20 protein-coding genes and 2 pseudogenes are annotated in these 26,987 nt (G+C 69.7%); 12 read left to right on the top strand and 10 right to left on the bottom strand.

What is annotated here, in order from left to right; translation table 11 throughout:
* Positions 1–65 precede the first annotated feature (65 nt).
* From ACFQ9Z_RS35075 to ACFQ9Z_RS35090, 4 genes are read left to right on the top strand one after another with little or no spacing between them, the layout of a single operon-like run.
* Positions 66–1,967, top strand: coding sequence for a P-loop NTPase fold protein (locus tag ACFQ9Z_RS35075; RefSeq protein ID WP_383029581.1), 1,902 nt, complete (start codon positions 66–68; stop codon positions 1,965–1,967).
* Complete coding sequence (locus ACFQ9Z_RS35080; RefSeq protein ID WP_383029584.1) at positions 1,967–2,743, top strand: hypothetical protein; 777 nt, start codon at positions 1,967–1,969, stop codon at positions 2,741–2,743. Before ACFQ9Z_RS35075 ends, ACFQ9Z_RS35080 begins: the two co-directional genes overlap by 1 nt.
* A complete protein-coding gene (locus ACFQ9Z_RS35085; protein ID WP_383029587.1) occupies positions 2,743–4,032 on the top strand; it encodes a 7-cyano-7-deazaguanine synthase in 1,290 nt (429 codons plus the stop codon). Before ACFQ9Z_RS35080 ends, ACFQ9Z_RS35085 begins: the two co-directional genes overlap by 1 nt.
* Entirely contained in the window at positions 4,029–4,847 is an 819-nt protein-coding gene (locus ACFQ9Z_RS35090; protein WP_383029589.1) for a TatD family hydrolase, read from the top strand. Before ACFQ9Z_RS35085 ends, ACFQ9Z_RS35090 begins: the two co-directional genes overlap by 4 nt.
* Positions 4,848–4,991: 144 nt before the next feature.
* Here the strand turns inward: ACFQ9Z_RS35090 and ACFQ9Z_RS35095 are convergent, their stop codons facing one another.
* From ACFQ9Z_RS35095 to ACFQ9Z_RS35105, 3 genes are read right to left on the bottom strand one after another with little or no spacing between them, the layout of a single operon-like run.
* Positions 4,992–7,748 (bottom strand): RNAseH domain-containing protein, encoded by a 2,757-nt coding sequence (locus ACFQ9Z_RS35095; RefSeq protein ID WP_383029592.1) that lies wholly within the window; start codon positions 7,746–7,748, stop codon positions 4,992–4,994.
* Positions 7,745–11,113: a hypothetical protein gene (locus tag ACFQ9Z_RS35100; RefSeq protein WP_383029594.1), complete on the bottom strand. Its 3,369-nt coding sequence runs from the start codon at positions 11,111–11,113 to the stop codon at positions 7,745–7,747. The genes ACFQ9Z_RS35095 and ACFQ9Z_RS35100 overlap by 4 nt, the downstream gene beginning before the upstream one ends.
* A complete protein-coding gene (locus ACFQ9Z_RS35105; protein WP_383029597.1) occupies positions 11,110–12,303 on the bottom strand; it encodes a hypothetical protein in 1,194 nt (397 codons plus the stop codon). The genes ACFQ9Z_RS35100 and ACFQ9Z_RS35105 overlap by 4 nt, the downstream gene beginning before the upstream one ends.
* A 571-nt stretch (positions 12,304–12,874) precedes the next feature.
* Between ACFQ9Z_RS35105 and ACFQ9Z_RS35110 the strand changes: the two genes are divergently transcribed.
* The 4 genes from ACFQ9Z_RS35110 to ACFQ9Z_RS35125 all read left to right on the top strand — a co-directional run bounded on the left by ACFQ9Z_RS35110 (position 12,875) and on the right by ACFQ9Z_RS35125 (position 16,152).
* On the top strand, positions 12,875–13,117 hold the full coding sequence (locus tag ACFQ9Z_RS35110; RefSeq protein WP_383029599.1) for an antitoxin MazE7: 243 nt from the start codon (positions 12,875–12,877) through the stop codon (positions 13,115–13,117).
* Positions 13,118–13,119: 2 nt separating this feature from the next.
* A complete protein-coding gene (locus ACFQ9Z_RS35115) occupies positions 13,120–13,500 on the top strand; it encodes a toxin Doc (RefSeq protein ID WP_383029601.1) in 381 nt (126 codons plus the stop codon).
* A 164-nt stretch (positions 13,501–13,664) separates the two neighbouring features.
* Entirely contained in the window at positions 13,665–15,614 is a 1,950-nt protein-coding gene (locus ACFQ9Z_RS35120; protein WP_383029603.1) for an alpha/beta fold hydrolase, read from the top strand.
* Between the two features lie 13 nt (positions 15,615–15,627).
* On the top strand, positions 15,628–16,152 hold the full coding sequence (locus ACFQ9Z_RS35125; RefSeq protein WP_383029605.1) for a hypothetical protein: 525 nt from the start codon (positions 15,628–15,630) through the stop codon (positions 16,150–16,152).
* A gap of 94 nt (positions 16,153–16,246) precedes the next feature.
* On the opposite strand, the gene ACFQ9Z_RS35130 is transcribed toward ACFQ9Z_RS35125, so the two are convergent.
* From ACFQ9Z_RS35130 to ACFQ9Z_RS35155, 6 genes are all read right to left on the bottom strand, one after another.
* The gene (locus ACFQ9Z_RS35130) at positions 16,247–16,381 is read right to left on the bottom strand and encodes a hypothetical protein (protein ID WP_383029607.1); all 135 of its coding nucleotides are present in this window, start codon (positions 16,379–16,381) and stop codon (positions 16,247–16,249) included.
* 6 nt (positions 16,382–16,387) lie between these two features.
* Positions 16,388–16,543 (bottom strand): hypothetical protein, encoded by a 156-nt coding sequence (locus tag ACFQ9Z_RS35135; protein WP_383029609.1) that lies wholly within the window; start codon positions 16,541–16,543, stop codon positions 16,388–16,390.
* A 284-nt stretch (positions 16,544–16,827) separates the two neighbouring features.
* Positions 16,828–18,942, bottom strand: a complete 2,115-nt coding sequence (locus ACFQ9Z_RS35140) for a P-loop NTPase fold protein (protein ID WP_383029612.1) — start codon at positions 18,940–18,942, stop codon at positions 16,828–16,830.
* 59 nt (positions 18,943–19,001) lie between these two features.
* Positions 19,002–19,145: a hypothetical protein gene (locus tag ACFQ9Z_RS35145; protein WP_383029614.1), complete on the bottom strand. Its 144-nt coding sequence runs from the start codon at positions 19,143–19,145 to the stop codon at positions 19,002–19,004.
* A 363-nt stretch (positions 19,146–19,508) separates the two neighbouring features.
* Positions 19,509–19,904 (bottom strand): hypothetical protein, encoded by a 396-nt coding sequence (locus ACFQ9Z_RS35150; RefSeq protein WP_383029616.1) that lies wholly within the window; start codon positions 19,902–19,904, stop codon positions 19,509–19,511.
* A gap of 10 nt (positions 19,905–19,914) precedes the next feature.
* The gene (locus ACFQ9Z_RS35155) at positions 19,915–20,274 is read right to left on the bottom strand and encodes a hypothetical protein (protein WP_383029619.1); all 360 of its coding nucleotides are present in this window, start codon (positions 20,272–20,274) and stop codon (positions 19,915–19,917) included.
* Positions 20,275–20,730: 456 nt separating this feature from the next.
* Here ACFQ9Z_RS35155 and ACFQ9Z_RS35160 point away from each other — a divergent pair.
* Together ACFQ9Z_RS35160 and ACFQ9Z_RS35165 are read left to right on the top strand one after the other, a co-directional pair.
* Positions 20,731–21,195 (top strand): annotated as a pseudogene (locus ACFQ9Z_RS35160) (HAD family acid phosphatase).
* 103 nt (positions 21,196–21,298) lie between these two features.
* Entirely contained in the window at positions 21,299–24,346 is a 3,048-nt protein-coding gene (locus ACFQ9Z_RS35165) for an NACHT domain-containing protein (protein ID WP_383029622.1), read from the top strand.
* Between the two features lie 53 nt (positions 24,347–24,399).
* On the opposite strand, the pseudogene ACFQ9Z_RS35170 reads toward ACFQ9Z_RS35165, so the two are convergent.
* Positions 24,400–24,645 (bottom strand): annotated as a pseudogene (locus tag ACFQ9Z_RS35170) (hypothetical protein); the annotation flags it as partial.
* A 208-nt stretch (positions 24,646–24,853) separates the two neighbouring features.
* On the opposite strand from ACFQ9Z_RS35170, the gene ACFQ9Z_RS35175 reads away from it, so the two are divergent.
* Positions 24,854–25,489, top strand: a complete 636-nt coding sequence (locus ACFQ9Z_RS35175) for a PadR family transcriptional regulator (protein WP_383029624.1) — start codon at positions 24,854–24,856, stop codon at positions 25,487–25,489.
* Entirely contained in the window at positions 25,486–26,985 is a 1,500-nt protein-coding gene (locus tag ACFQ9Z_RS35180; RefSeq protein ID WP_383029626.1) for an FAD-dependent monooxygenase, read from the top strand. The genes ACFQ9Z_RS35175 and ACFQ9Z_RS35180 overlap by 4 nt, the downstream gene beginning before the upstream one ends.
* The last annotated feature ends 2 nt before the right edge of the window (positions 26,986–26,987 follow it).

A 26,987-nucleotide genomic window follows, 5' to 3' on the forward strand; every position in this document is an offset into this window, starting at 1 on the left:
GCAGTACTGGTGTGGGGAGGGCCTGAGACGGAAAGGTCGCAGGCCCGGGGCGGGGCACGAGCAATATGTCTGCACAACTGTGGTCGGACGAGCCGACGCATCTGGATCTTCTGTCGTTCGACGCGGTGGCCAAGACCGTGGTCCAGGCCGTACTCGATGATGCTCTCGACCCGGTGACCGTCGGGGTCTCGGGCGCCTGGGGGAGCGGCAAGACCACGGTGCTCCGCCTGATCGAGGACGAGCTCGCTCCGCAGGCCCCTGAGGCCGATGCGGCCGTGCTCGTGATTAGCACGGACCCGTGGCGCTACGACCCTGGTGTCGGCGCCAAGGAAACCCTGATCGGTGAGGTGCTCAGCGCCGTCGCTGCCGAACTCGCCCGGAAGGAACAGCCGGGGCAGGTCCGCAGCCGCGCCCGGGCGATGCTGACCACGCTGCGGCAGCGGGTCGACTGGGCCAAGGCCCTGCAAGTGGCGGCCAAGACGTCGTTGACCCTGCAGCTGCCCTCCGTCGACGACCTCACCAGCTTGATCAACACCGAACCCAACAACCAGGACGCCGACGCCACCGACCCCCCGTCTCGCGGGCTGGAGGAGTTCCGCAGCGAATTCTGCACGCTGATGGAATCTGCGGAACTCAGCCACCTCAAGCGTGTCGTCGTGCTTGTCGACGACCTGGATCGCTGCCTGCCTGAAACGGTTGTGGACACGCTCGAGACCATCCGGCTGTTCCTGGCGGTGCCCAAAATGGCGTTCGTCGTCGCCGCCGACGAGCACCGGGTGGCCGATGCCCTGCGCGCCCGCTTCCCCGACCCCGGCAGCACGCGACAGGGAACAGACGAGCGGTACTTCGAAGAACCCGCCAGCCTCTACCTGCACAAGATCGTGCAGACCACCGTGCCGCTGCCCACCCTGAGCCGTTTCGACACCGAGGCATTTCTCGTCCTGCTACAGCTCTCCCAGCGCCTGCCTGTCGAGGATCTCACCCCCTACATCGAGGCCTGCGTACGCCTACGCCGGGAGACGGGGCTGCTGGACGACCTGGCCACGACCGTGAACGGCAACGACATCTCTTCCGAACTGGCCTTTGCCTCACGGATGACGCCCATCCTCTACGAGAAGCTCCAAGGCAGCCCCCGCCGCATCAAGCGGTTCCTCAACGACCTGCGGGTGCGCCAGTCCGTCGCTGGCCACCGTGGCATCGTCCTTGAGGCGGACATCGTGGCCAAGCTCATGGTGCTGGAGAAGCTGCTGCCCGACGCCTTCGCCACCGTCCTGGGATGGCTGGCCCGCGGCGAACTGCGCTCTAAAACCGCGAAACTGGAGGCGGCCGCCGGCCGGCCCACCCCCACATCCCCGGAAGCTGAGGACATCGGCGCCCCGCCCGACCGCGACGGCCCCTCGCAGGAGGAGCGGGACCCGGCGCCGGACGAGGACGAGTCAGCCACCTTCGAGGACGAACTGGTCCGATGGGCCAAACTTTCCCCCGGCCTAGGTTCTGTGGACCTGGCGCCCTACCTCTATCTGGCAGCCGCGTTCTCCGGCGAACAGCTCCTCGACGCCGGCCTTCCGGGACGGCTGCGAGACATCGCCGCCAACCTGCTGTCCACCTCACGCTTCGACCAACACCGGGTGACCGACGCCGACATCAGAGCGCTCGGTGACGACGACGCCCAGAGCCTGGTGGAGTATCTCGGTCGGGCGGGCCGGGACCGCCCGACCGAACAGAGCGCAGCCGTGCGCGGCCTGGTCCGTATCGTCACTGCCTACCCGGCCACCACCGAGCGGGCCGCCCGGCTCCTGCAGTCCATTCCAGCCGACGAGCTGGAACCGGCCGCCATCCTGGCCCTCCCGCCCGCCGCCCCCGCCTTCCGCAGCGTGCTGGAGTACTGGAGGACCCATGCCCCGGCCGACCCGGCCCAAATCAAGCGCACCCTGGAGCACGCCCTGAGCACAGGAAGCCGCCCCTGATGGGCACCAAGGGCTCCTACACAGGTAACGGCACACAAGCCAGCAAACACCTGCAGCACAACGTCACCCAGTGGCTCGACGCCCTGACCGGCGCCGGCCCCGGCACACCCGTGCCGCAGCTCAATCCGGACCAACTGGCCCCCGCCCTCGCACTCTTCAGGCCGTCCCGCGGCCACGCCGACGGCCCCGGCGGCGGAGCAGGAGGCGCCGCCGGATCCGGAGAAGGCCGTACCGGGGGAGGGGCACAGCGCTCCGCCAGCCAGTCCTCCCGCACGGCAGGTCGCGCCGCGGCCGCGGCCTACGCCTACCGCACCGGCAACGAGCAGGCCCTGCAGGCACTCGGCCTCGACTACGCGGAACTGCAGGCTGCGGCCGAAGACCCGATCGACTGGACCCGTCGCATCGTGGAGGCCGCCTGCGGGCCACTCGCCGACGGCACCATCGAGGACGAGGAACGCCGCTTCGTCGCCAGCGAAGTGGCCCAATGGGTCCTGGAGGCCGGCACCGACAGCACACCCCCGACCCCCGAGGAAGTCGTCCGGGAAACCCTGGCCCTGACCATCTCCGAGGCGATCCTCAGCGAGGCCGCCGCGAAGATGAACGACGGCTCCCGCCCCGCCTGGGCCACCGCCGACGGTGAACGCCAAATCCGCGAAACCGCACGCGCCTTGGTCGACCGCGCCCCCCTCACGATCACCGGCCCCAGCACCGCCGAGATCACCCGAGCCGTCGAAGAGGGCATCGAGGCGATGCGGTCCATCTGGATGGAGCCCTGATGCCCGCCTACACCCTGCGCCTGGACGCGGACATCTCACGCCCCGGACCCGCCGACACCACCATCTTCTGGTGGCCACCCGGCCCGGGCGTCTCCTTCGTCTCCACCCTCGGACCACGCCTGGGAGCCCTGGGAGCCGTCCCCGAACCCAACATCGAACTGGTCCGCCTCGCCGCCCTGGTATACGCCGCCGACCGCACCACCCCTCGCGGCGCCGCCCGATCCAACTGGACCCGCCGCACGCTCGAACTGGACGTACCCGTCTACGCCCCGGCCCGCTGGAACGCAGTACGCGAACGCCTCGAGGGCCTCCTGGGCTTCCTGTCCGGAGACCGCTGGTCGATCCGCTTCCACCACGCCGCCACCCCGCAAGAAGCCATTCACGCCGCACCCCATCCCGGGATACGGCGCGTGGTCCTCCTCAGCGGCGGCGCCGACTCGGCGATCGGCGCGCTGCACTCCCGCCACGACCTCGGCCCAGACCAGCACCTGCTGCTCTCCCACGTCGGAGCCACCAATCTCGCCCCGATCCAGCGCGCGGTCGCCGACGACGTCGCCCACCTCATCGACGGCCCCCCACAGTTCCACCAGCCGCTGCGGTTCTCCCGCAAAAGCCATCAGCCCACCGGGGCGAAACTGCGCAACGAGTACTCCACCCGTACCCGCTCCCTGCTCTTCCTCGCCCTGGGCCTGGCCACCGCAGCAGTGGAGAAGGTGCCGCTGTGGATCCCGGAGAACGGCTTCGCCTCCCTCAACGTGCCGCTCACCGCCGACCAGCGTGGCGCCGTGTCCACCCGCACCACCCACCCTCTCTTCCTGCAGACCCTGGCCGCCATCGCCCACGACGCCGGAGCCCACGCCGTCATCCACAACCCTTTCACCGCCCACACCAAAGGCGAGATGTTCACCCTGGCCGCCGAACTCGTCGGCACCGGCCCGGCCGCCCGGTTCCTCAGTCGCACCCACTCCTGTGCCCATACCGGACACCGCACCCACCGCATCTCCGTACGCACACACTGCGGCGTGTGTTTCGGCTGCCTTCTGCGCCGCGCCTCCTTCCGCGCCGCCCAGCTTGAGGACACAACCGAGTACCTCCACACCCGCCACGACGCACAGCTCAGCGGCTACCTGGCCGACAAGTCGGTCGAACCCTCACTGCGCACCTTCCTCGCCCGGGGCCTGCGTCCAGCCGACATCACCACCCTGAATCTGCCCTCCGACTACTCCACCCGCCAGGCCTACGAGTTGTGCCGGAGGGGCGTTGCGGAACTGGAGCTGCTGTACTCATGAGGACGAGCGCACTGCCACCGCTGGACCTGCACGCACACATCGACACCAGCGTTCCGGTCGACGACCTTGCCGGTTTGGGCGCCGTCGTCTTCGCCGCCACCCGCTCCCTGACCGAGGCGGCCCGAGCCGTGCAGCGACACGACAGCCGGATCATCTGGGGAGTCGGTGTCCACCCCGGACTCGCCCGCAGCCACACAGGCTTCGACCCCGCTACCTTCACTCAGCTGATTGACCACACCCCGCTGGTCAGTGAGATCGGGCTCGACGGCAAGAGCCGCGTCCCGCTCGACCGTCAACGGGCCACCTTCCGTGCTGTTCTCGACGTCCTGGCTCATAACCCGCGCATCACCAGCATCCATAGCTACGCCGCCTGCGAGCAGGTGCTGGACGAGCTGGAACGGTCCCCGGCTCCCGGTATGGTCCTCCACTGGTGGCTCGGCACTCCGGCGCAGACCGCCCGCGCTGTCGGCCTGGGCTGCTACTTCTCCGTCAACGCGTCCGCTGCACGCAAGACCGCTCTGCTACAGATCATCCCTCTCGAGCGGCTGCTGACCGAAACCGACCACCCCTTCGGCGACCGCAGCTCCGCCCGGCCACTGCCCGGCAATGTCGCCGCCGTGGAACAGGCCCTTGCAGACCACCACCGAACGACGCTTAGGGACATTCGCCAGGCTGTGTGGCATAACCTAGCCACACTCGTACGCGACACCCGCTGCGCAACACGGCTCAGCCGACAGGTACGGTCCCACCTCGCCTCACTTCCGCCGCGGCCGGCACGCCGCCCGCCACGTACCGGATTGGGACCGACTGGCTGACCTAGCCCCCCCGGTGCTGGTCGACGTCGACGGCCGTGCCCGCAGGCCGTGAATCACTTGGTTCACGGACTGCGTCACCAATGTGATCACCGGCGTTGCCGTCACGCCCGGGCATCCGTCGCGGGAGTCGGTGCTGGCCGGCGCTCACAGGCTGGTTGTCTCCTCCTGCGCGGTGTTGCCGTCTTCGGCGACATCGGGGGCGTCCTCGGTGCTCTCCGCGGTGCGGCGGTAGTAGGGGTGGGTGGAGTCCATCCTGCGGGCGAGGTGGAGGGGGGTTGGGGTGCTTTGGCGGACGTCGGAGGTGATGCCCTGGTTGGTCAGGACGGCGGCGATGGCTCCGATGGAGTCGCAGTCGGCGTCGGGGCTCTGGGCGATGACGGTGAACCGGGTGGCGGTGTGGGCGTAGCCGTTCTTGCTCTGGCTGGGGCTGTCGAAGCGTGTCTCGTCCTTGCCGAAGCGGCCGGCGGGGCCAGCGGCCCAGGTGCGGGGAACGTTGACGAGCAGGAAGTCGGGGTAGGTGACGGCGCCGTCGTCGGTGGCGAGTTGGAAGAGGCTGTTGGTGGTGTCGGTGGCGCGCCAGGTGCCGCCGCTGGTGCGCATGTGGGCTCCGGTGGGGCGGCCGATGCGTTCCAGGTCGCCGATGACGCGGACGGTGGCTAGGGGGCGTTGGGCGCGGGGGAGGCTGTGTCCGGGCAGCCAGGACGCCGGCCGGGGCATGCCGGGAGGTGGATCCTGGCCCAGGGCTTCGTCGGTGAGGCCCGCCCAGATGTACTCGGTGGCGTCGCCATCGACGTAGAGCACCGCGGGGGCTGGTGCGGGGAGTTGGGTGCGGGTGGCGATGAGGGCCTGCTCGACGATGTCCGCGGCGGCGCGGGCCTGGAGTGTCTCGTCCGCGGCGGCGCGGTATCCGCTGACGTCCCAGGCGAGGTCGATGGCGTGCAGCGCAGTGGTGGCCGGGCTGTGGGGCTGCCACTGCCCGGCCTGGGGGCTGTAGGCCCAGACCTGCCAGGGGGCGTCCTTTCCGCCGGTGGGGCGCATGGCGGTGAGGGTTGCGGTGATCGGTGCCGGTTCGGTGGTGCGGCGCTTGCCGGGTGTGCGGCGCTGGGCGTGGCGGCGGACGTGGATGCCGATGTGCCACCAGTTCTCGAGCGGCAGTTTGCCGAACGCGGCACCGAGGCGGTGGTCGGTGGCGCCGACGCCGCTGAGGATCTCGCGCAGCACGTTCGCGGTCGAGCTGTCGAGACCGCTCTGGCGGGAGGCGACCTTCTTCGCGCGGTACTTCTCGTTGTAGGGCTTGCCCTCCCGGGTGTGGGTGGGGACCGGCGGCGGAGCCTGCTTGATGTACTGGGAGGTCGCTGCGAGGCGCGCGAGAGCCTGCTTGGAGGGCCACTTGCCGTCCTCGGCCTCGGCCTTCTCGCGTGCTTCGACGCTCGGGTACCAGCGCTCGGGGTCCCAGTCGGTCTCGCAGATCGCTGCGACGAGCGTGTCCTCGCGGGTGTGGGGAGCGAGCATCTGCGCCAGGTCCCGCTCGCGTTCAGCGCTGGTGCGCGGTCCGTGGCCGAGGGCACTGGCCTTGTCGTGGAGGAAGACGACCTCGATGCGCCCGCCGACGGCGGGTTCGGCGACGCCTTCGACGGCCTTCCAGTCCTCGCCGAACCCCCACTGGGCGGCGATCGCGGCCTTCACCCGGGCACGGACCTCGTCGGTGTTCCACAGGACGGGAACGAGGAGGGTGCCCACGCCGGCGGCGTCCAGGGCGGCGGGGATCCGTTCGAGGGGGATCGGTCCGCTGGCGCGTGAGCCGCTCTCGGTGGGCGGCACCTTGATGCCGGGGACCTCGATGAACACGGGGCTGCGGTGGCTGTACTTCTCGCACCGGGTGTCGATGGCCTCCTCGACGCGGCGGAAGAACTCCATGCCGTGTCCGCGGCCCAGGCCGGGGGTACGGACGCTGGCCGGGGCGACGGCCCAGACCGGCCCCGGGGCGGTATCGGCCAGGGCGTCGTCGGCGAGATGTTCGGGGAAGGGCGGCACGTTCGCGCTCAGGCGGGGCAGGGCGGCCAGGCGGCGGCTGGCGGCGACCGCGGGGACGTTCAGGCGGCGCTTCCACGGCGGCCCGTCGGTGGCCGCGGCGACGACGAGCGGCTGGTCGGGGTTAGCCAGCAGGACGGTGGCGACACCCTTCCAGGAGGTGGCGAGGAGAGTGGTGGTGGCGTTCACGGTCAGCGCGTGGCGCCGGGAGTGCCCGCTGGCGGCGGTGCCGATGGTGATGCGGGGCAGCAGGTGGCGCACGATGCCCTTGCGGTCGGGTTCGGCGGGCAGTTCGTGACCGATCGCGGCCAGGCGGCCGTCGGTGCACAGGGCGAAACGGACGGGGGCGCCGTTGTTGCGGGGCCACTCGAGGGCGGCGAGTTCCTCGGCCAGGCGCCAGCGGGCGAGTTCGCCCGGCCACCAGCCGCGCGAGCGCTTGCCGGCGCTCGGCGGCGGGGGCAGGACGGCGGAGCGGGGCTCGGCCTGGGCGAGGAGTTCGGCCAGCTGTTCGCCGATGCGCCGGCCGTCGGGGCCGGGGACCACGGCTTCGGCCCAGTAGAGGAACACGTCGCGCCGGTCCTCGGCGCTGATGGGCGCCGCGCACAGGAGTTCGTAGCAGCCGTCGTTCCACTGCCAGCGCGCCCAGGTGCCCGCCGCCGCGCGCAGGACACACTCCAGCGCCCGGTAGGGCGGCTGCACGTCCAGACCGGTGCCGACGTTGCGCTTGTACTCGCGCGAGAGCTCCATGGCCAGGTCCATGACAGGGGTGTCGGGCCGGTAGGCGATTACCTGGCCCAGGTCGGAGGGAGCGGTTCGGAACTGCAGCAGGCGGGCCTGCTTGCGGGCGACGCTGTCGAGCGGGCGACTCATGCGTACTCTCCCAGGTAGGCGTCAAAGCCCGCGCGCAGCGCGGGGAGCAGGTGCTGGGCGTGGGCGTACTCGGCGATTTCCTCGATGGTGTGGCCGTAAGAAGCGCCGAGCTGGGCGAGGTCGGCCTGCGGGGACTGCTCGAGCAGCCCGCGGATCAGGGTGGGCAGGTCGGATCCCCAGGTGGGGTCGTGGAAGGCGCCGTCGATGAAGTGGAGCTCGACGTGGGTCTGCCCGCGGCGTCCGCGGCCTGCCAACTGGACGCTCTGCCCGAGGAGGGTGGCGACGAGCTCGTACTTCAGCTCGTCGGGCAGGGCGGAGAAGCGCTTGGGCGCGCGGAGGTTCAGGCGCAGGTGCGCGTCGGCCGCCGCGCGGGCCCCGGCCAGGACGGCGGCAGCGTCGTCGCCGGGCACGGTGTCGCGCCAAGCCCGGGCGGCGACACTGGCCGCCAGCACCGCCGGGTCGTCGGCCGGCATGACCGGCCGCACACCCATGGCGATCAGGGTGATGGCCGACACGGCGACGCCCTCGAACACGGTCAGCACGTTCAAGCCTCGCTCGGTGCGCGGCAGCGGCGAGACGAGCACCTCGCCGTCGAGGTCCGCCAGCTCCGCGAAACGGTCGCGGGTGAGCTGGCCGATCGCGTCGCAGACCGGCGGCAGAGAGAGGTCGGGGGTATCCGCGACGGCGACGTAGATGCGCAGCCGCCGCCCGAGGGCGAGCGCGGTGTCGTACAGGGTCTGGGCGAACAGGCGGGCCTGCCGGTAGGAGTTGACGGTGATCAGGGCCCGCGCGCGATGCCGGGTGCGTGCCTCCGCGGCAAGCCGGTCCAGGTCGCGCACCAGGCCCGGTGCGTAGCCAGCGGCCAGTGAGATGACCCGCTGGTCGCGTTCGCTGTAGGGGGTGCTGCCGACGGCCAACAGCTTTCCGTCGGCGACGGGGGTGCTGTTAAAGATGGTCAGACCATCGCGGAGGGTGTCGGGCATCGCCCAGTCGGGGCGAGCGAGCAGGTGGGTGCGTGCCGCGCCCGGCATGAAGCCGGTGGCGGACATGCCCAGGACAGTACGCTGGCGGCCGCTCAGGGCGAGGGAGACGATGCTGCCGAGGAACTGCGTCTCGGTGTGGGGGTCGGCGCGCAGCACCTCCATCTTCAAACTCGCATGGGCACCCGGATCGTCCAGCCCCTCGAAGCGGAACCCGCCCAGCTGGCGTCCCAGCGGCCCGAACGGGACGACGGTGCCGGCGCCCTGGTGGCCGATCGCGTCGGCGAGTTCGGAGGCCGCGTCGATGCCGTGCCCGGCGAGTTCGCCGGCCCTGTCCGTCAGGTCGAACATCGTGTGGACGATGGCCGTCAGCCACGTTTTCCTGATCAGCGCATGCAGGACACCCGCTGTGACCTCGGTGCGCGTGGGCGCCCGATCCGTCTCCGGTTGGTCGGGCCCGCGCTGCGCGGGCACCGTGGACTCGGCGGGTGTTTCGTCGGCTCCGCCCTCGGCGGCGCAGAAGGCGGGCAGCGCGGCGGAGATGATCTCCCGTAGTTCGTCCTTGAGGGGGGCAAGCTGCCACTCGCCGCCCTCGTCGATCGTGAGCATCCGCTCCAGCACGTCCGGGACGGGCAGCAGCTGGTCCGGCAGGATGGCGGAGGAAGGGCGGTCGCTCGGCCGGGTGGCCACGCTCGGGAGCAAGGCCTGCAGCCGGTCGGCCTGCTCGGCGGTGGCCGCAGCGTCAAAGTCCACCCCGATCAGGTTCTCCAGCAGATGCCGGTCCCACTGATGGGGCTGATACCAGCGCTTGCGGTCCTGCAGGACCTGCCGCGTCCGGCGCGGGTCCTGCCCGCGGGCCAGGGCCCGCGCCTGGGCGACCTCGGTGCAGACCTCCTCCCCGGCCACCAGGTCGAGCAGCTGCTCGGCCAGGAACACCGCCCGGGTCAGGGGCCGGCGCACGGCCACCGCCAGCCGCGGCGGCGCCTGGTGCAGGCTGTCGCGAATGCGCCGCAGCACCGTGGTTGGGCGGGAGCGGGACGCGAGCTCCAGCACGCCGCAGTCGTCGAACCCCCGCGCCTGGTAGGCGTCGACCTCGTCGATGACCACATAGGACCCCAGGCGCAGAAGGAACTCCCGCACGCTGATGCTGTTGCGGACCTCCCCGTCGACCTCCACCGGAACTTTGATCATCCCGGACTGGAAGCAGGCGTGGGTGGTTACGATGATCCTGGCTGTCGTCGCGGCCTTGACGTGGGAGAACTTCCCGCAGGACGACACATACGGGCACAGCGCCCGCTCCGGCTGGCCGAAAGCATCCGACGCCGTGACCGTGCACGGCTCCCTGCCGCCCTCAAAAGTGTCGCGTCCCTCGAGCTGCGCCTGTGCGGCGCACCCGTAGGCGGAGTTGTTGATGAGGAAGGCGATGCTCGCCGAGGCCTGCGTCAGCGGCACGTCGGTGCCCTCCAGCTTCGCGGCGGAGCGCAGTGCGAAGTTGTACCGGCTGTTGGGCGCGATGAACGGCGTGGCCGTCTCCTCGACGCCCGCTGCCCGCAGCTCCTGCTGCAAGGTGGAGGCCTCGCCGTAGACGTCGCCGTTGTCGCTGACCACCAGCACGGTGGTGCGGCCCAAGGCCGCCTGCTGGATCGCTAGCCCCCGGCCGAAGACGTTCTTGCCCACGCCCGGGGGTGCACTCAGCAGGTGCATCCGGCCCGGCGGCAGGACGATGGGTTCCAGGGGGCGCTGCCCGCCACCGATGGTTCCGCGCAGCAGCAGCGCGATCTGCTTCTCGCGGAAGGCCGGGCCCTTCATGTCCTGGTCGGTGTCCCGGCTCTGCCAGCCGAGCTCATCGGCGTCCACCACCAACTCCACAGACGGTGCGGTCACGACCCGAGGCGGCCTGTACTCCCCCTGCTCGTCGGGGAAGGCGATCTGGACCCGTCCACGCGATGTCGGCGCCGACCAGCCCGATCCGCTCGCGATCCGCAGCAGCCGCCGGCGCCTGGTCGGCGCGAGTATGCGTTCGGCGACGCCCGAAGGGTCCTGCCCGTGAGCCGGCAGCACTTCAAGCGCCCGCCCCCGCTCGCTGTACCCGAGCGCGTAGAGAGCGGGCAGCGGGTCGTCCGCGTCGGGGGTGTGGAAGACGTCGTAGACGGCCCGTTCGACGTGGTGCAGTAGCGCCTCCCCCCGATGGCGGGTGCCCAACAGCGCGCCGAGGCGCTGCTTGTCCGCCTCCGACCACTGCTCCCAGTCCGCCACGGCACGCGGCGCGTGCCCGCTCAGCAGGACATGGGCGTCCGCGACGCGCACCACCTGCCGCCCGTCGCGGAACCGGGCGGGAAGAAGGTACTCGGCCAAGGCCAGAGCCCCGGCAAGCGTCCGGCTCACGCCCCCTCCACCTCCGCCACCAGGTCGGCATCGGTCAGCACCCGCGCCCCGCTGTCGCGCACCACCCGGCGCAGCAGCGGCAGGTACCCCCGCAGGTGCTCAGGCACCACAAAGCACAGCGCGCCGGGCCCCTCGGGATCCTCGCGCAGCTTCTGGGCCAGCCCATGCGGGTCGGCCCAGGTCTTGACGTCGACGTGCCACGCCCTGGACCGGCCGGGACGAGTGACATGCAGGTCATAGGCGTCGCCGAACGGCCACAGCCGCACTTCCGCGCCCAAGGCGACCAGCCGGTCGCGCAGCTCGACCTCCAGCAGGCCCGGGAGCGTCACCCACAGCCACAGGGCATAGGGCAACGCCACGTAGCCCTCCACGGGCAGCAGCTCCGGCAGAGTGCGCAGTTCGCCGCACGGGGTCAGGCGCCAGCCCTCCACCGCAGTCGGCTCGGCCCGGTACCGGGCGCCCAGCAGGCTGTGTCGCTCGTCCTCGCACTCGACGTCCACCACGCCGTTGGGGCGGTAGGTGGCCCGCATCGTCCATCTGCACATCGGACACGCTGCCCACAGGCCGCCGAACTGCCGCGTCGGGGAGACACCGGTGTACGCACCCAGCTCGACCAACGCGGTGTTCCGGGACAAAACGCGCCGTGTCAGGACAGGCGTGCGGACCATCGCCTCCCGGCCCCGGGTGTACGCCTCGAAGCCGGCGGCCCTCAGCGCGCGGAAGACGGCGTGCTGGACGGTCTCGCCGGAGATCCGCGACAGCCCGGTACTCACTGGCAACATCCCTACCGCCCGCAGCAGGCTGTGCAGATGGCGGATGTCGGCACCGATCCCCGGGGCCTGGTGGCCGTGCTCAGAGGCCTCCACCGCGAGCCGGTGCAGCGCCGAGCTGGGCATGCCGTCGTCATCGAGCAGCCACAGCTTGCCGAGCACTGATCCCTGGGGCCGTCCCGGCAGAAGGTCGGCCACCCGGCTTCCGCGGAGCCGACGGGCGAACACCTCGTACGACGGTGCCTGCTCAAGGACCCCGAACGAGCGCACGTAGCGACCATGGCACTCCATCAGCAGCCGCATCCGCCCCTGTGCCTCGCCCTCACTGCTGCTCAAGGCCAGGGCCGCGACCACGCAGGCGTCGAGCGCTGCGCGCTGGTCCTCGTCGAGTTCTTGAACGGCCGCTGCCGTCTCGGCCACCACCGACACCCCGGTCCTCCCCGCACTGCTTCGAGCCCATGCCACAACCTCAACCCCTCCGCCCTGTGGTAGGGCACGGGAGTTCGGGGACCTCCCCCCGATCCGGTGATCCCGGACCGATGTGCGCGGTGCGGTGGTCTTCCGCACGGACTCGTGTCCGGCTGCCTCCGGATCGGGGCCAGCAGCGTCGTGCCCCCAACAGCGCTCCGCAGACGATGCGGAAGGAAGTTCACCGACGGATCACCGCGGAGCGCGGCTCCTGCACGGTGACCGTCTGTCCTCCTCGCCGTGCTGGGTCCGTGAGCCGGGTCAGGACGCGATTCCAGATATTTTATGGCCCTCAGCTTTATTGGCTGCAGAGCCGAGCCGGCGGCCGTGGCCCACAACGCCGACTTAACCGTCCTCGACGTCCCCTCGCGCCCGCGTTGCCGGCGACACCGGCTGGCGGCCCCGGTCCGTACGCGGAGCGGCGCACGGAGTTACTGAGTCTCCTCAAGCGGCGGAGTACTCGGAGAGGGGAGGACTCCCGAAGAGGTATTCGCCGTGGTATTCGATGAGGTATACTGTCCGCATGGCTGACACGACCGTCAAGATCGATACAGAGACGCGCGACCGGTTCGCGGCCCTCGCAGCCGCCCGCGGTATGAGTGTCCGCGCCTACCTCGCGGAACTGGCTGTCGAGGAGGAGAACCAGGTCAAGCTGTCCACGGCCACAGACGCCTTCCGCGCCGCCATCCGGCGCCCGGGCTTCGCTGAGGCCTTCGACCGTGACTTCGGCGGGCTTCCCGCCCTGGCCCCCCGCCGGGCGGCCTGACCTTGGAACTGCACGTCGACATCCGCTGGCTCCTCGACCGACAGGAAGAACTCCTCGGCAAGGACCTCGCGGTACAGGACTACTCCGCCCTGGTCGCCGCTGTCGCCCGTCACCGCGTGAATACCCCGGCCTTGGACGAGGGCTCACCCGACGCCTACTGGCGAGCGGCGGCGCTCATGGAGCAGATCGTGCTGATCAGGCCGCTGCCGGCGCGCAACGAGTTCTACGCCTACGGCGTCGCCGTGGCCTACATCGAGGCCTCCGGAGAGACTGTGGACGCCCCGTACGAACCGTGGCGGGACCTGATCACCGACATCCGTGCACTACGGCTCACCGTCTACGACATCGCCGACCGACTGCGGTCCTGGCGCAGCACCGGGTAAACAGCACTCGCTCGAACTCTTACGCAGCGGGCCAGGTCAAGTTCTCTACACCGCCTGGCCCGCCACTTGCTGCCCGACAAAGTTTGGTCACCACGCCGAGCGGCCCCACTGATACGCAACAATCAGCCACGCACGAAGCGTTGTAGGGAAGTCATGGAGGCGCAGTGGGCGTAAGCACCACCAACTTTGGAGTGGTGTTCATCCACGGGCTTTTCTCGTCCGAGAAGACCTGGGACCCGCTCGCCCGGCTCCTTGAATCCGACGAGGAGCTGGCTTCGGTCACGGTGAGGCGATTCGGCTACGCCTCACCCAAACTCCGGCGTTTCCGCCCTGACCGTCGCACCGCCGACTACAATGATCTCGCGGATCGGCTGAAGGCGTTCTTGCACTACGAAGCGGTAGGGCACGACCGCCTGGTTCTAGTCGCCCACAGCCAAGGTGGACTGATCGTTCAGCGCTACCTCGCGCGGATGATCAACAGTGGGGAAGGGCAGCAACTTAGCAAGATTCGAGGCGTCATGCTGTTCGCCTGCCCCAATGACGGCTCCGACTTCATGCTGCCGCTTCGGAGCGCATGGTGGCCAGGACACCCTCAAGTACGCGCGCTGACACCGCTCAACCCCCACGTGAAGGACGCCCAACGTACGGTCCTCGACCAGATCGTCTACGCCCAAGGCGTCGGAGCCTCCTCATGTCCCATCCCCTTCTGGGTCTTCGGGGGATCGGAGGACAAGGTCGTCGTCCGTGCCTCCGCTCAGGGGGTCTTTCCCCACGTCTTCATGCTGCCGGGCGACCACTTCAGCATCATCAAGCCCAAGACGCACAGGGACCCTGCCTACGTCGCTCTTCGCACTCACCTGCTGGACGTTCAGCAACAGGCAGATCCGGCAGACCCAGGCGCCGCCGCCTCGAATCCCTCCACGTCCGCTGCCCAGACCACGCCGTGGGGCGACGGCGCAAAGGCCGCGCGGATTTTGGACGTACTGCCTCCATACGCCGACTGGCTCAAGACGCTGCGCACCCAGGACTTCTTCGTTGTCAGCGGCCGAGTCAACAGGCTCGTCCACGAAGCGGCTGATGCCCTCCGCAACGACCCTCTCCAGTTCATCGATCCCGCGTTGCGCGATGCGGCAACGGCCTGCAGCAGCGCCGCCACGGACCTCAGCGAAGCAATGATCGACCTTCTCTTCGCCGACCGCGTTGACGCCAAGGCGTCCGAAGATCTGCCAGCACGGGAGAAGGAAGACGCCTGGACACTCTTCCTCGGCGAGCACCAGCGCGGGGAGAGCGAGCTGCGACTGCAGACCCTGCGCAACGTCTTCTTCGAGACCTACGACGCCCTAATGCGCCTCCTCAACGAGCGGCTGCTCGCACCGGAAGGAACCACATCCCCGCCCAGGGGCACCACGCTGGCAACCGTCGACCCTCCCCCCGCAACACCCAATGCCGCCGACCGGCAGCCGCGCGTGGGCCAGGGCCTGCCGATGTACGAACGCGAACTGCGGGTGGCGTACGACCAGCTCCGGTCAGCCGGAATTGAGGCGCCAGCCTCCGACGCATACCTCTCCGGCACCACCGCTGTGCAGCACTTTGTGGCCAGCGAGGAACGTGGTCCTGGCTGGGTGCTCACCCTGAGAAACGACCGGGCCATAGCCGTAAGCGAACCTCTCTGGAGTGCCCTGGTGAGGGCAGGGCGGCCAGCAGCGGACGACGAGCCCCTCAACGCGGTCGGACACCCCACAGCCTCAGGGACCGAGCCCACCGTGCTCGGCCCGGACGTACAGCGCGTCGCCCTCGAAGGCGGAAGCTGGGGCAAGGGCTGGCTGGTCCACGGCGACCACGGTTGGCGGTGGGAACCCCAAGTGAATCTCCACTTCAACCAAACACGCTCCGCCACCAACTGGACCGCCGCCCAGCCCGCCCCTCAGCTACGGCTGCGTGCCGTCATCACGCTGCCCTGGGACACCCTTGAGGAAGTGGCAGTCACTCCGGAGCGCCGCCGCGACCTCAAGGCCAAACTCCCCATTAGCCAGCTCGCCGGCGCGGTTACCACGCTGTCGCTCAGGAGAGGCGGATCTGCGCGCCGCGAACTGGGAGCCGGGGCCGAACCGTAACGCCATCGACTCCGTGAGCTATTCAGCAACCATCGCCGCCCCGGACGGTCGCCCGGCCCTGACCGGGGCGGTCATGGCCGCCCTGCCTGGCGCCCTGCAGCCGTCGACCGTGACCTGCGCCGAGGTGGCGATCCAGGACACCGCCGCCTGGACTGGCGTTCTCCCACCGGATATGTCGACCACACTCACACTCGAGGAAATGGCATCCGTCCTGCTAGCAGCCTGGGAGACAGCAGCCGACGTCTTGCCCGCGGCCACGTGTGATGTCACGACCATGCGGTGGGCCGGCCCACCCACCGTTGAGCTGCGTGTGAGTGCCGAGGGACCACACGATCAGCCCCGGGCCAACCTCGACACCTTGATCAATCTCAGCGAGGCTGGGCCGACCGACCGCAGCTCGCTGCCCGAGATGGCCGTGACGATCACCGTGTCTCCGATGCTGGCGGACACCGAGCGCCGACAAGTGCTGCGCCGTGCCCTCGTACGCATGCTCCAGGGCTTCGGATATGTCGAGGCCGACGAACATCTCCTCACGTGAGGTACGGATAGTTGCCGTCGTAGGCAGCACGGGCGCCGGCGACAAACCACTGCTCTGACGGGCTCATGCGTTGGGCCCGTCAGAGCGAGCCAGCTCAGGCGCCGACCTTCTCCTGCAGACGTTCCAGCACCCACTCCGGGGCCGACGCCAGGGACGGGAGCATCTTCAGCGCGGCGCAGGTATCGCCAAGAGAACGATGCCCGCCGTTCAGCGGAAGGAAGCCGCGCATGCCCTCCTAGTCGGAGCGCGGGCGCATGATGCACCCCCGCTGCCCCGCCGCCCGCAGGTGCTGCGGATCCGCCTCCACCCGCAGGCAGTCGCCCACAATGACCGTCCTGTCGTACTCCGCGTTGTAGGCGAGGATCTTCCGCCCGGCGGTGACCCGCAGCACCTCCGACAGCACCTCATCCCAGGTCGCAGCGTCCGGACCATCGCACCCGCACCCGCCGACACGCCCAACCGGCACCGCCCTCGGTGCCGGCTGGGCGCGCTGTCGTCCTCCGACGCCGCGGACAACAAGGGCCCGCCGCCGCGGACGATCCCGCCCGCCACATCACGCCCCTCGGCCAGACACCGGCGACGGCCGCCCTTCTCGCATGCGCCCTGGTACGGGCCGCCCCGACAAACCCAACCGCGCGCCGGTCACTTCTGTGCGCCGGTCATGAGCGAGTGAGGTCAGAATCTCTCAGGCCGCCATCCTGTCGAGTACTTCTCGTACAGGGCCAAAGCGTCTGCCAGTTCCTCGCTGGGCTCGATCGTCCCGTCGTCGAGGGACCGGCGCACGGACGCGACGGCTTCCGCCAGAAGCGTCGTGCCCCCGAACACGTTCACCAGCGGATCCCAGGCGAGCCGCTTTTCCGTCCGGACCGCCACGCTGCCCATTGTCTGGCTGTGCACAGGCGTCGTCGCGCTTTCCAGCAGGCGCGCGACGACCCGGGGATCGGACCGCGACTCAAGGGGGGAAGGATCATCTGTTCCTGCCGTCGCCATGAGGAGCGTTTGCAGCAGCATCCTTTCGCCGACAAGGTCCTCGGGACGCGCCGTGTGAAGCTGGGAGTAGAGATCCCCCCTGAGAGACTGGGCGGCGTCCTCCGTGATCATCCCTCGGTCGTCCGAGCCGCCTGAGACGACACTGAGCAGAAGAGCCCTTCCATGGAGGCTCGTGATGCTGTGGAAAAGGCTGCGGACGATGGGCTCGACCGCGTCTTCGCCGAGCGTACGGAGCAGAGCTCTCACTGGGCTCAAGACAGCCCATTCACCGCCCGGAGACAGCATCCCAGTAGATCCCAGGCGGATGCGCGGCAGTTGACACATCAGCGCTTTGGCCGTGGGCAGCACCTGCTCCTCGGACACATCACGGAGGTAGGGGACAAGACGCTTGAGGACATCGTCCAGCATGGGGCCCGGCACCTGTCCCAGCGCCTCGGTGAGGGCGGACTCGTCACCGATCGCACCTGCGACGCTCTCGATGCACCGAATGGGTGCCCGTCCAGCGGGAAGCTGCCGGTGGAGGTAGAAGTCCAGCACTCTTCCGCAGGCCACGCGCCGGTCCCGTTCCCAGGCCGGTACCCAGTCAGAGCCGTAGTTGCTGCCGCCGAAGAGCCTTTCGGCGGCGGGGAACAGCAGACGGATGACCGACTGGGCGTGCCCGTCCAGGAGAAGGGTGAAGTCCTCCACGAACGCCTTCTCGCGCGGAGTCTGCCCGTTGTTGCGCTGATAGATCGAGCTGGTTTCCGTGAGTAGATCCACCGAAGCCGGCAGCAGGTCATGCGCTGCGGGATACCGGACACGGAGCGCCTCGAGAGCCAGAACGTCGACGAGACTCACTTCTGCGCGCAGGCTGCGAACGGTCAGAGGCACTGACGCCAAGTACCGCTTCACATCCCGGATGGTGGAGAACAGGGGAAGAACGACCTGCACAAACATATCCGGCCACCGCGCCTCGTCGAACGGTCCGACGTCGATCCCGTCGAGCGCCTCGGCCAGTCCTTGGCCGATGACTGGCGAGAGCGCCTGCGTGGGGAGCGGAGGCACGTCCATCGCGATCTTCACGATCTTCTCGAGGTACGCGGATCCCTCGACAGCCCCGTCCGTCAGCGCCCTCTCCACTACAGAACGGTCGAAGCAGAGCACGTAGACGATGTTCGGGAACGACCCCGTCAAACGCACGAGCCGGAAAAGGTCGCGGATCTCCTGCTGTGACAGGCGGTCGATGTCGTCGACGAAAACCACGATCCGCCCCGGCAGAGCGGCGAGGAGTGCAGTGAGCTCCGCGCGCTGTTGGTGGATGGTCTCCTGTTCCTCGCCCAGGAGCTTGGACGCTCCGGTGGCGACGGCGCTTGCACCTTCCAGAACGGCCCCGGCGCCAGGGATGAACTTCAGCGGAGACAGAGCGGACGAGTACCTGCCCAGGCGCTCGGCGACTGTGCGGCTCGCGCTTTTGAGTCTGTCCTTCAGCCCGCGTTCGTCGCGCAGTTGTCCAGCGAGCTCGTCGAAGAAGAACCGCATGAGCTGGTCGGTTCCGGAGAAGAACCACGGGTTGAACTTGACGACCTGGACGTCGTCGAGCGATTCCAGGGCACTCGCGGTGAGGTTCAGCAGAGAAGTCTTGCCCGAGCCCCATTTTCCCGTAAGCGCGACAACCGCGCCGTGCTTCGCAGAGGTCCTGCGGATTTCCGCCGCGAAGGCGTCCGCGAGCCCGGAGCGCTGCAGCAGGTCTTCGCTGGCGTCCTCAATTGGGTCGTCCCCGTTGAGGAGACTGCTGACGTTGATTGAAGCGCCGTCGTCCATGCCTACCCACCCCTGGTCGCTGTGGAAAGTGAGCGTAACGCCGCCCACTGACACCGGGATCAGGGTTCGGCGACGGTGAACGGATCTTCGGCTTGCTCATGGTGCAGGGCCTGCTCGCCCTGGCCCGCCTGGGGAACAGCGCCACCACCCCGGAACCGGTCGACCTCGACGCCGTCATCGTGACGCTCACCGTGACCGGCCACCGCGCTCCCCGCCCGGCACGGCGCTCCGCTCCGTATTGTTTCTGTCGGTCAGGAACGCGTTCGGTATGTCGCCACTTCCAGCAGGTGGGCCATCCGCAGCTCGGTCAGCTCCAGCCGGCCCGCTTTCAGATCCTCGGACGCCTTGCGCTGGCGGCCCCCGGTCGGCCCCCGCCGCCGACGTCCGCGACGACGGCCGACACTGCGGATGGTTGGCCAGGAACCGGAACGTCACCCGCTCGCGGGTGCCGTCGTCCTTGACCAACTGCACCCGGCCCAGGTGCGGTTCGCGGCGCTCGACCGTCCACTCCGTCCCGTCCAGCACCAGCCCGGCGCCGGGGGAAAGGTCCAGCACCGCCGCCGCGGTCACCGGCCCGCCTCCCCAGCGGGGATCACGAGCGAGCGGTCCTGGAGCGGGCCGGCCAGGTCGATGCCCAGCTGCCGCGACCACAGCAGGTGCAGCAGCTGGGCCCGGGCGACTGGCTCGCAGCCCGTCGCCGCCGCGAGCTCACCGAACCTCCGCCCGCCCCCGACCTCAGCAAGCAGCACCGGCCGAAGCCTCAGCGGGTCGGACCTCAGTCGGCGCCGCGACGCTATCGCGTCCAGCCCTGCGAAGGTGTGCTCGCGCCAGCGGGCGGCCACCGCGTAGCGCCAACCGCAGGCGACGGCGACCTCGGCGGCTGCGGCGAACGACTCCCGGTCCGACCCCTTGATCAGGGGATCGGGGCGTACGTCGATCAGCCAGACGCCGCGTCGGGTCACCGCGAGGTAGTCAGTTGGTGTGGGAGCGGCGCTTCCCGCAGGTCGCGAAGGAGAACTTCAGCGGTTGCGAGACGACGTCGACCACGTCGCCGGCGAAGTCCAGGGCCAGCAGCACCCGGCTCTCCTCCAGGCTCTCCGCGCCGTGGTGACGGCCGGTACTGGTCAGAAACTGCAGGCCAGGACGGTGCCGTTGGTCCCGGCGCCAGGTGAAGTGCCGCATCGGGTCGCTCGTGAGCACCGGTTCCTGTACCAGATCGTGCACCGAGCAGGACGCATCGTCCCCGCCGGCCCGCCACGAAACCGCCCACCGGCTCGTCCAGCCGTCGCCCAGATCCAGACCGGATCTGCCCGCGTCGACGTCCGTCGGCACGAAAAGGTCTTCTCACCTGCACTGATGCGACCAAACGGACCCGGCGTCAGCGGCTTCGACTAGCCTTCCCGACCCAGCGCGTGTAGCGGCCATGAGCTTATCGAAGCGTCGTGGAGAACCTCAGACTCCCGATCTTCGTTTCTGGTGGCAGAAAGACTGCTGAATGAGCGCCTGTGACAAGTCGAATGCCTCGTTGGTGACAACCAGGCTGCCTCGAACGTCCCCATTCACCAGCTCAGCCGGTCCCGCTGGTGACAACTCCTGAGCTTCGGCTCAACTACGGTTGCCGCGCATCCACCCGGCACCCGGATATCCCGTCACCTGTCACCGCGACGATCGGGAGGCTCCGTGAGCGCCCCTGTTCCCCGATCCGGACGTCGGCGCTTCCTGGCGCCCGACACGCCCCGCCCCGCCAGCCGGTGGACCAGGCGGAGGTCGGCCTGCTCCGTAGCCGCGATCACCGCCGCGAAGGTCGACTACGCCCACTTGGCAGAAGGACTGCCAGGTCGTCATAGACCAGGCCCTACCCTACCGGAAGCAGCGCAACGCCGCCGCCAGGCCCGGCGAGAAGCAGGCGACCGTCTTCGGCATAGACAACACCACGCTGTAGACCGACTTCGGCTTCAGCTACACCCAGCCCGCCAACCGGCCCGTCCTGGACGCCGCCCGATACGCCCAGGAGCACGGCGTCTCCCTCTTCTTCGTCACCGCCCGCCCCGGCGTCCTGTTCTGGCCCACGAGTACAACCTCGAGCACGACGGCTACGAGGTCTCCGGCCGTGTACGTCCGCGGCCTGAGCGACCTCTTCAAGGACGTCGCCGCCTACAGGACCGCCCAGCGCGTCGACTCGAGAACGACGGCTACACGATCATCGCCAACATCGGCACCAACGCCACGGACCTCTCTGGCGGTCACGCCTAGAAGACCTTCAAGCTGCCCGACTCCGACGGCCAGTTGTCGTAACGCTCACGACGCACCCTTGGCTAGGCTCCTTCCGTACGCGGTACGCAGACGGGGGTGACGGATGGAGCCGGTCGTACTGGGCGGCAAGCTGGTCTCCGGCTTGATCGGCCCGCTGGTGCGGAAGCTGTTCGTCCAGGACGGCCCGGGCGCGGATCTGGTGGACCGGCCGGTACGGCTGTCGGCACTGGTGTCGTTCCGGGGCGAGAAGCGGACGCTGGGCGAGAAAGAGGTCCACCGGCTCGCCGAACGGATCGTGACCCAGGCGGTGGAGTCACCGGGCGAGCCCCCGTTCCCCGCCGACGAACAGGAGGCTGTCGCCGACGCCCTGGCCCGCCGCCTGCTCGCCCTCGGCGACTTGGAGATGGACGACGTACAGGCCGTACGGCTGGGCAGCGCGGAACTCGCCCGGCAGCTCCGCCACCGCTCCGGTTTTCTGAACCCGCAGCCCCTCTCCACGGACGCCCGCCATTTCCTCGACTCCGCTACCGAGTGGGCCTGCCTGCACATCCTGGAGTTCTTCACCCGGCGGTCGACCTTCGTAGCCCGCACCCTGGTGGAGCAGAGCCGTGCGCAGGCGGAGCTCATAGCGAAAGCGGACGAGCTGATCGCCCGCACCCCGCGCCCCGACGCCCGCGACGCGGCCTTCGAACGCCGCTACCTCCCCTACCTCGCCAACCACCACGACCACATCACCATCTACGGCATCGACCTGCGCGACTTCCCCGACCGCTGGCCGCTCGAAGTCGCCTATCTGAGCCTGGAGGCGACCACCGAGGACGAGCGGCCGTCCGGTCTGGAGCCCCGTGGACACCCGCCCGCCACGCCCGGGCGGCTGCCCGCCGAGGAGGCGCTGGCCGGCGGCTCCAGGGTGCTGCTGCGCGGGGACGCCGGCTCCGGCAAGACGACGCTGGTGCAGTGGCTGGCGGTCACCGCGGCCCGTGACGCGAGCCGCATTCCGTACGTCCTGCCGCTGCGCACCCTGATCCGCACCGGCCCGCTGCCCGCGCCGGACGGCTTCCTGGCGGCGGTGGGCTGCCCGCTGACCCCGCCCCAGGGCTGGGCCGAGCGCGTCCTGGCCGCGGGCCGGGGCCTGATCCTGGTCGACGGCCTGGACGAGATCCCGGCCGCCGACCGCCACCGCACCCGCGACTGGCTGCGCTCCCTGCTCGCGGCCTACCCCGGCAACGCCGTCCTCCTGACCTCCCGCCCGACCGCCGTACGCCCCGACTGGCTCGCCGATGAGGGCTTCCGGGAACTGACCCTGGCCCCGATGCGCCGCACCGAGGTGGCCACGTTCGTGCACCGCTGGCACGAGGCCGCGCGGGCACCGGAGTACGAACAGCCGCTCCTGGACTCCCTGCGCACCAAGCGGGACCTGGCCCGGCTGGCCACCAACCCCCTGATGTGCGGCCTGATCTGCGCCCTGCACCGCGAGCGCCGGGGTTATCTCCCCACCGGCCGCAAGGAGTTGTACGACGCCGCCCTCACCATGCTGCTCGCCCGCCGGGACCGGGAGCGGGGCATGGGCGCCGAACTGGGCGAGGAGGCCCAGATGGAGCTGCTTCAGCGGCTGGCGTACGCGCTGGTGCTGAGCGGCCGCACGGAGATGGACCTCGATACGGCCGAGGGCATCGTGGAGCGCTGCCTGCCCACGATCGCGTCGGCGTCCGGGGACGCGACGACGGTACTGCGGGCGCTGCTCCTGCGCAGCGGCCTGCTGCGACAGCCGGCGGAGGGCGTGGTCGACTTCGTCCACCGCACCTTCCAGGACTACTTGGGCGCGCGTTACGCGGTGGAGGAGGGCCATCTGGACGTCCTCGTCAGCCACGCCGACGACACCCAGTGGGAGGACGTCATCCGCATGGCGGTGGCCCACGCGAGACCGCGTGAACGGGCGTCGGTCCTCCGGCAGTTGCTGGCCCGTGACACCCATCGCCTGACCCTGCTGGCCCTGGCCTGCCTGGAACACGCGACGGCCATGGACCCGGGCGTCCGGGCAATGGTCGAGGCACAGGCGGGCGAGTTGATCCCGCCGCGGACGCCGGGGGACGCGAAGGCCCTGGCGGAGGCGGGCCCGCTGGTGCTGGAGCTGCTGCCGGGCCCGGAGGACCTCACGGACGAGGAGGCACACGGGGTCACGGTCACCGCCTCACTCCTCGGGGAGGAGGAACCGGAGGGGGCCCTGGCGGTGCTGCGACGGTTCCGGGACCATCCGGGCCTGACCGTGCGGCGACAGGTGGTGGGGACGTGGGAGCGGTTCGACGCCGAGCAGTACGCGATCGAGGTGCTGGACCATCTCGATCGGACACGGCTCAGTCTTCTCTGCACGTCATCCGGGCAACTCGCGGCTCTGTGCCGCATGAGCGGCTGGCCGGACATCACCGTCCGCGGCCCGCACCGCATCGAGGACATCGTGGCCGCCGTACCGGAGCCGGAGACGGTGACAGCGCTCGATCTGCGGGACAATCCCGAGGTCTCCGATCTGACGGGCCTGCTTCCCTTCGTCTCTCTCACCGAGCTGCGGTTGACCAGGTGCGGTCCCGTGACCTCCCTGGAGTGCCTGGGCGCGTTGCCGCTGGACCTGCTCGTTCTGGACCGCATGGCCGACGTGAACGGGCTGCGGTCCTTGCGTTCGCTGACCAGTCTCTCCGCGAATCTAGAACTGCCCGGCACCGACCTCACAGAGGCGCTGCCGACCGACGCACCGCTGGAATTCCTCTCCCTGGGCCGCAACAGCACCAACACCACAGGGCTGCGCGGACTCCAGCATTGGCAGGGCCTGCGGACGCTCGCTCTGGGGTTCTTGTCCGCAGCGCTCACGGCCACTGACTGGCAGGCGGTAGCCGGCCTACCAGCCCTAACCGGACTGCACATGGACGGTCTGATCGCCCGTCAGTTCCCCGAGTCCCTCACGCTGATGCCCGAGTTCCCGGGCATCGAGGAACTGATGGTCTCCTCCCTACACGGTATCGAGGACCTCTCCGCCCTGGCGGCACGCCTGCCGGGACTGCGCTCGGTGACCCTCACAAGCCGACCTGGGAAGCTCCTCCGGCTGGCTGACTTCGAGCCATTCTTCCCTCACGCCGTAGTGACCCTGGCACAACGCTGAGGGGCCGGTGCCCGAAGGCACCGGCCCCTCTCGTCGGTCCGACCGCAGGAGGCTTACGCGTCCTTGCTCAGGTTGGGTCCGGCCCCGCCCGCGGCCTGCTCGATCGGCGGGACGTCCGGCAGTGCCGACTTCTCCTCACCCCGGAAGGTGAAGGTGACGGTGTCGCCCTCGCCCTCGGTGTCCACGACCACGATGTGGCCGGGGCGCAGCTCGCCGCAGAGGATCTTCTCCGAAAGCGTGTCCTCGATCTCGCGCTGGATCGTGCGGCGCAGCGGCCGGGCGCCCAGCGCCGGGTCGTGTTCGTGCTGGTCGCGCTGTGCGCGCCGGGCGACGGTGCGCTTGATGTGCTGCCAGGTGAAGTCGGTGAACGGGGCGCTGACCAGAGTCTGATGGATCCATGGCACCGCCTCCATCCCATATCCGCGTGGCTGGTCAGGCTTCGGCAGGCGCGCCTCCTGCGGTCGATGTCATATAGTCGGTTCCTACTATTAGAGAGCGGTGATGTAGATGGCGAAGCGGAAGATCTCCAACACTCTGGCGCTCGCCGTGCTGGGCCTGCTGCAGGAACAGCCGATGCACCCGTACGAGATGGCGTCCACCCTGCGGGATCGGCATAAGGACAGCAGCTTCAAGGTGAACTCCGGGTCGTTGTACGACACGGTCGAGGCGCTGGTCCGGCACGGCTGGATCGAGCCGGTGGAGACGGAGCGCGACGGCAGGCGTCCGGAGAGAACCGTGTACGCGGCAACCGAGATGGGCCGGAGCGAGTTCGTGCACTGGATCGATGAACTCCTGCGCACGCCCGTTGCGGAGTACCCGAAGTTCATGGCTGCGGTGTCCTACCTTGGCGCGCTCGGTCCGGACCGGGCGGCGGAGGCACTGGTCGAACGGGCGGGGCATCTGACCCAGCGGATCGAGGAGACGAGCGCGGTGCTGGCCGACACGGTCGGCTCCGGCAAGGTCCCACGACTGTTCATGATCGAAACCGAGTGCGCCTTGCACGCCTGGGAGGCCGAGTTGGCCTGGACGCGGCGGACCATCGCCGAAATTCGCGACGGCAGCCTGTTCTGGCCCGAGGTTGAGCGAACCGAACAAGGGTGGACCTGGACCGCCCCCACCAACCGGAAAGGAAGCACCCGATGACCGAGGTGTTAATCGTGGGAGCCGGTCCTGCCGGGCTACTGCTGGCCAGCGAGCTCCGGTTCGCCGGCGTCGACACGGTTGTGGTCGAACGCCACGCGCAGCGGCCGGGCTACTGCCGGGGATTCAACCTCAACGCCCGCGCCCTGGACCTGCTGGCGCGACGCGGCCTCGCCGAGAGGCTCATCGCCGAGGGCTGGCAAGTGCCACACGCCGCGTTCTCCGGCCTGCCCGTGACGCTCACCCTCGCGGGCACACACACCGACCACCCGTACTCGCTGGGCATCCCGCAGACCCGGGTCGAGGAGATCCTCGAAGCGCACGCCCTCGACCTGGGAGCCGACATCCGACGCGGACACGAACTGCGCGCCCTGGAACAGGACTCCGACTCTGTCACCGCCACCGTGTCCACCGACGACGGTGAGTACCGCATCCGGGCCGCGTACCTGGTCGGTTGCGACGGCGGCCGCAGCACCGTCCGCAGACAGGCCGGCATCGACTTCCCCGGTACCGAGGCGACCCGCTTCTTCCTGCTCGGCGACGTCGAGCTCGCCGACCCCGAGGCATTGCCGTTCGGCGCGACCACCGGCCCCGGCGGAACCGTGTTCGTCATCCCCCGCCCCGGCTACGTCCGGATCATCACCACCGACCGGCAACCCCCCGCCGACAAGGACACCCCAGTCACCCTGGACCTGCTCCAAACCGCCGTGGACGACGCGCTCGGCCACCACGTCGAGCTGCGCGCCGCGCACTGGCTGACCCGGTACGGCAACGCCGCCCGGCAGGCGCCCGAATACGTCCGAGGCAGGGTCATCCTGGCCGGGGACGCCGCGCACATCCACCCGCCGGCCGGGGCGATCGGCGTCAACGTCGCCCTGGACGACGCGTTCAACCTCGGCTGGAAACTCGCCGCCACCGTGCATGGCACCGCGCCGGCCCACCTGCTCGCGAGCTACCACGCCGAACGCCACACCGCCGGTGCGCATCTACTGGCCAACACACAGGCCCAGGTGCTGCTCGGCGCCGCCGACGACCGGCTCGCTCCGATCACCGACCTCCTCACCCGCATCGCCAGACACCCCGCAGGCAACCGCGCCCTTGTCGAGACCATCACCGCACTGGACACCCGCTACGAGATGCGCCCCGCCTCCGACCACCCCTGGCTGGGCCGCCTGGCGCCCGATCTCACCCTGACCACAGGCGACGGCCCCACACGCCTGGCCGAGTTGCTCACCTCGGGACGCGGCCTGCTGCTCGACCTGACCGCAGGCAGCGTCATCCGCGAGTCGGCCGCAGGATGGGCAGACCGCGTGGACATCGTCACAGCGACATGCCCCGACCACCCCGAACTCCACGCCATCCTCCTGCGGCCGGACGGGCACACCGCCTGGCTGCGTACCGCCGGTCACGACCACGTCGACGGGCTCCACCAAGCGCTGCAACACTGGCACGGTCCGGCGGCACCGGCCGACGCCGCGCTCGCGGCAACATCCGCCTAGCG

The sequence above is a fragment of the Streptomyces sp. NPDC056580 genome, from assembly GCF_042793175.1.
Lineage (GTDB): Bacteria > Actinomycetota > Actinomycetes > Streptomycetales > Streptomycetaceae > Streptomyces.